A 4,545-nucleotide genomic window follows, 5' to 3' on the forward strand; every position below is an offset into this window, starting at 1 on the left:
GAACACCAAGGTGGGTCTGGCCCTGTCCGACAGCACCAAGGCGGCGTGGGCGAACCCCAACGACAAGCCGATGGAAGACTACGCCAAGAAGTAACCCGCGGCATCCAGGTCCCCTGACCGGGGCACGCCCGCACCCGCGCCGCCTGGCCGGGCGGCGGGCGCCGGCGGGGGCCTTGCCCGCGCGGCCGCGCCACGCGAAGATCGGCGCCAGAACAACGAGGAGAAACCCACATGGCTTGGGACTGGCAGGTCTTCTGCAAGGAGACCACCACCGGCGAGGTCATCGCCGGCTGCTTCGGCAAGGGTGGCGACCAGACGTACCTGAACTGGATCCTGTCGGCCTGGGGCTGGACGCTCACCGTGGCGCTGTGCGCGCTGGTGGTGGCGCTGGTCGCGGGCCTGGTCATCGGCACCCTGCGAACCTTGCAGGACAGCCCCTGGCTGGTACGGCTCGCCAACGTCTGGGTCGAGCTGTTCCGCAACATTCCGCTGCTGGTGCAGGTGTTCCTGTGGTACTTCGTGCTGCCGGCCATCTTCCCGGTGATGAAGGACACGCCGTCGGTGCTGCTGGTGATCCTGGCGCTCGGCTTCTTCACCTCGGCCCGCGTGGCCGAACAGGTGCGATCCGGCATCCAGGCGCTGCCGCGCGGCCAGCGCTACGCCGGCATGGCCCTGGGCTTCAGCACGACGCAGACCTACCGTTACGTGCTGCTGCCGATGGCGCTGCGCATCGTGATCCCGCCGCTCACCAGCGAGTCGATGAACATCGTCAAGAATTCCTCGGTGGCGTTCGCCGTCTCGGTGGCCGAACTCACCTTCTTCGCGCGCCAGTCCGGCGAGGAAACCTCGCAGCCGGTGCAGATGTACCTGGCCGTGACCCTGCTGTACGCGGTGTCGGCCTTCGCCATCAACCGTATCATGGCCTGGGTGGAGAAGCGCTCGCGCGTGCCCGGCTTCGTGGCCGCGGGCGGCATGGGCGAGGGGCATTGAGATGGGCGGTCTCGATCTCTCCTTCTTCAGCTGGTCGGTCATCGGCCCCTTCGTCACCAAGGGCTTCATCTTCAGCGTCTGGCTGACGGTGGTGGCCACCATCGGTGGCATTGCCTTCGGCACCGTGCTGGCGCTGATGCGCCTGTCGGGCAACAAGCTGCTGGAACTGCCGGCCGCTGCCTACGTGAACACCATGCGCTCCATCCCGCTGCTGATGGTGCTGCTGTGGTTCTACCTGCTGATCCCGTTCGCCACCGGCCGCCCGCTGGGCGCCGAGAACTCCGCGGTGATCACCTTCATCGCCTTCGAAGCGGCCTACTTCTCCGAGATCGTGCGCGCGGGCATCCAGTCCATCCCTCGCGGCCAGGTCAACGCCGGCTACGCGCTGGGCATGACCTACTCGCAGAACATGAAGCTGATCATCCTGCCGCAGGCCTTCCGCAACATGCTGCCGGTGTTCCTGACGCAGACCATCATCCTGTTCCAGGACACGTCGCTGGTGTACATCATCAACGCGTCGGATCTGCTCAAGGGCCTGGAAACCGCGGGCAAGAACATGGGCCGCCCGGTGGAGGCCTACCTGCTCGCCGCCATCGTGTACTTCATCATCTGTTTCTCCCTGTCCTGGATCGTGCGCCGCGTGCAGCTCAAGATCCAGATCATCCGCTGAGGCCGTCATGATCGAAATCAAGAACGTTTCCAAGTGGTACGGCCCGGTCCAGGTGCTGAACGACTGCTCGGTCAGCATCAACAAGGGCGACGTGGTCGTGGTCTGCGGGCCCTCGGGCTCGGGCAAGTCCACCCTCATCAAGACCGTCAACGGCCTCGAGCCCTTCCAGAAGGGCGAGATCTACGTCGACGGCGTGGGCCTGCACGACCCCAAGACCGACCTGCCCAAGCTGCGCAGCCGCGTGGGCATGGTGTTCCAGCACTTCGAGCTGTTCCCGCATCTGTCGGTGACCGAGAACCTCACCATCGCGCAGGTCAAGGTGCTGGGCCGCAGCCTGGACGACGCCAAGGTCCGCGGCCTGAAGATGCTGGACCGCGTGGGCCTGATGGCGCACAAGGACAAGTTCCCCGGCCAGCTCTCCGGCGGCCAGCAGCAGCGCGTGGCGATTGCCCGCGCGCTGAGCATGGACCCGATCGTGATGCTGTTCGACGAGCCCACCTCCGCGCTCGACCCCGAGATGGTGGGCGAGGTGCTGGACGTGATGGTCACGCTCGCCCGCGAGGGCATGACCATGATGTGCGTCACGCACGAGATGGGCTTCGCCCGCAAGGTGGCCAGCCGCGTGATCTTCATCGACGTGGGCGGCAAGATCCTGGAAGACTGCAGCAAGGACGACTTCTTCGGCAATCCCGATGCGCGCCAGCCGCGTACGAAGGACTTCCTCAACAAGATCCTGCAGCATTGAGATTTCTCGCTGCACGTTGTTCCGCGCGGTCCGCGGCCGCTAGCGGAATCGGATGACCGCGCTCTGGGACAATCGCACCATGTCCCAGCAGCAACTCACCCTCACCCGCCCGGACGACTGGCACCTGCACGTGCGCGATGGCGCGGCGCTCGCGGCCGTGGTGCCGCACACGGCGGCGCAATTCGCGCGCGCGCTGATCATGCCCAACCTCAAGCCGCCGGTCACCACGGCGGCGCAGGCGCTCGCCTACGAGGCGCGCATCCAGGCGGCGGTGCCGCAGGGCATGGCCTTCGAGCCGCTGATGTCGCTCTACCTCACGGACAACCTGCCGCCCGACGAGATCGCCCGTGCGCGTGAGGCGGGTGTGGTGGCGCTCAAGCTCTATCCGGCCGGCGCCACGACCAACAGCGACGCCGGCGTGACCGACCTGCGCAAGACCTACGCCACACTGGAGGCGATGCAGCGCGCCGGCCTGCTGCTGCTGGTGCACGGCGAGGTGACCGATCCCGCCGTGGACGTGTTCGACCGCGAGGCCGTGTTCATCGACCGGCAGCTCATCCCCCTGCGCCGCGACTTCCCCGAGCTGAAGATCGTGATGGAGCACATCACCACGAAGGACGCCGCGCAGTACGTGAGCGAGGCAGACCGCTTCACGGCGGCGACGATCACCGCGCACCACCTGCTGTACAACCGCAACGCGATCTTCACCGGCGGCATCCGGCCGCACTACTACTGCCTGCCGATCCTGAAGCGCGAGTTGCACCGCGAGGCGCTCGTCGCGGCGGCCACCAGTGGCAGCCCCAAGTTCTTCCTGGGCACCGACAGCGCGCCGCACCCGGCGCACCTGAAGGAGCATGCGCTGGGCTGCGCTGGCTGCTACACGGCGCTGGGCGCGATGGAGCTGTATGCCGAGGCCTTCGAGGCCGCCGGCGCGCTGGACAAGCTGGAAGGCTTCGCCAGCTTCCATGGGCCGGACTTCTATGGCCTGCCGCGCAACACCGGCACCATCACCCTGCGCCGCGAGTCCTGGCAGCTGCCCGAGTCCGTGCCCTTCGGTGAGGCGCAGCTGAAGCCGCTGCGCGGTGGCGAGACACTGGGCTGGCGGCTGCAGGCCTGAGCCCGCCCCGGCCCCGCCCCCGTACGATCAGAACGACCAGTAGCCGCTGAGCGAGAAGTGCCCGTGGTCGCCACCGCGGGCCTGCGAGACGACGTCGCTGCGCAGACGACGCCCCCAGCTGAACGCCACGCTCAGGCCGCGCGGCAGGCCCGCCTGCACCGACAGGCCCGCGCTCGCCAGCCGCCGATGCGAGGGCTCGCCCGCCAGCGGCTGGTGCACGCGCAGGCGGGCTGCGTCGATGAACAGGCCTGCTTCCACGGACAAGGCCGAGCCCTCCACCGGCTGCCAGGCCGGCAGCCGCCAGTCGTTGCGCCACACCCAGCCTCCATCGCCGAAGGTGGCGCCTTCGCGGAAACCCCGCACGGTGCCGGATCCCCCGGCGGCCAGCTGCTCGCTGCCCAGCAGGTTGGCGCTGGCCCACTGGGCCGTGAGCGAACTCACCCAGGTCCCGATGGGCACCGGGGTGGTGCGGTCCAGCTGCAGCTGCAGCACGGTGTAGCGTGCGGTGGCACCGGGCCGCGCGGGCTCGAAGGCGGCGTCAGTGTGCGCCGCGAAGAGCTTGCCCGGTGACCACGTCGCGCGCAGCTGGCCGCGCGTCTGGCCGTAGGTGTCCTGTGCGGTGGCCTGATAGCCCGCGGAGAACTGGCCGATCTCGGTGACCGTGTCGTTCACCGGTGTGTCGCTGAACAGCAGGTTGTTGTCGCTGCGCTTGTAGTCGAAGCTCGCGAACAGGCTGTCGGTCCAGGTGCCTGTGAGCCGCAGGGGCACCTCGTAGCGCACCGAGGCGCCTTCGCTGCGCCCGGTGAGGTCGAAGGGCGCGGGCAGGCGGCCCTTCAGCCGGCTGGCGTTGAGGGACACCGTCAGCAGGTGCCGCGCGGCCAGGGGCAGGGTCCAGCTCAAGGCATGCGAAGTGGAGTGGCGCAGGTCCGGGTCGACGCTCAGCCGGTACGACAGCTGGTCGTCCACGGCCAGCATCTGGTTGCCCTGCAGGCCGAGCGTGAGGCGATGCTCGCCGGTGGTGAA

At 68.3% G+C, this 4,545-nt stretch carries 5 protein-coding genes and 1 pseudogene; 5 read left to right on the forward strand and 1 reads right to left on the reverse strand.

Annotated features, from left to right (window positions below):
• From ACE3T5_RS21165 to pyrC, 5 genes and pseudogenes are all read left to right on the forward strand, one after another.
• Positions 1-94, forward strand: a pseudogene (locus tag ACE3T5_RS21165) (amino acid ABC transporter substrate-binding protein); the annotation flags it as partial.
• A gap of 137 nt (positions 95-231) precedes the next feature.
• Entirely contained in the window at positions 232-990 is a 759-nt protein-coding gene (locus tag ACE3T5_RS21170; protein WP_374670091.1) for an amino acid ABC transporter permease, read from the forward strand.
• Position 991: 1 nt separating this feature from the next.
• Entirely contained in the window at positions 992-1,660 is a 669-nt protein-coding gene (locus tag ACE3T5_RS21175; protein WP_374670092.1) for an amino acid ABC transporter permease, read from the forward strand.
• A 7-nt stretch (positions 1,661-1,667) separates the two neighbouring features.
• Complete coding sequence (locus ACE3T5_RS21180; protein WP_374670093.1) at positions 1,668-2,405, forward strand: amino acid ABC transporter ATP-binding protein; 738 nt, start codon at positions 1,668-1,670, stop codon at positions 2,403-2,405.
• Positions 2,406-2,484: 79 nt separating this feature from the next.
• Complete coding sequence (pyrC, locus tag ACE3T5_RS21185; protein WP_374670094.1) at positions 2,485-3,522, forward strand: dihydroorotase; 1,038 nt, start codon at positions 2,485-2,487, stop codon at positions 3,520-3,522.
• 27 nt (positions 3,523-3,549) lie between these two features.
• On the opposite strand, the gene ACE3T5_RS21190 is transcribed toward pyrC, so the two are convergent.
• A partial coding sequence (locus tag ACE3T5_RS21190; protein WP_374670095.1) for a ShlB/FhaC/HecB family hemolysin secretion/activation protein occupies positions 3,550-4,545 on the reverse strand: 996 nt, incomplete at its 5' end.

Source organism: Ramlibacter sp., assembly GCF_041916345.1.
In the GTDB taxonomy this organism is placed as follows: Bacteria; Pseudomonadota; Gammaproteobacteria; order Burkholderiales; family Burkholderiaceae_C; genus Ramlibacter.

Bases quoted from the DNA above. Each gene is read 5' to 3' on its own strand.
- ACE3T5_RS21170 (WP_374670091.1), top strand. From the start codon at position 232: ATGGCTTGGGACTGGCAGGTCTTCTGCAAGGAGACCACCACCGGCGAG.
- ACE3T5_RS21175 (WP_374670092.1), top strand. From the start codon at position 992: ATGGGCGGTCTCGATCTCTCCTTCTTCAGCTGGTCGGTCATCGGCCCC.
- ACE3T5_RS21180 (WP_374670093.1), top strand. From the start codon at position 1,668: ATGATCGAAATCAAGAACGTTTCCAAGTGGTACGGCCCGGTCCAGGTG.
- pyrC (WP_374670094.1), top strand. From the start codon at position 2,485: ATGTCCCAGCAGCAACTCACCCTCACCCGCCCGGACGACTGGCACCTG.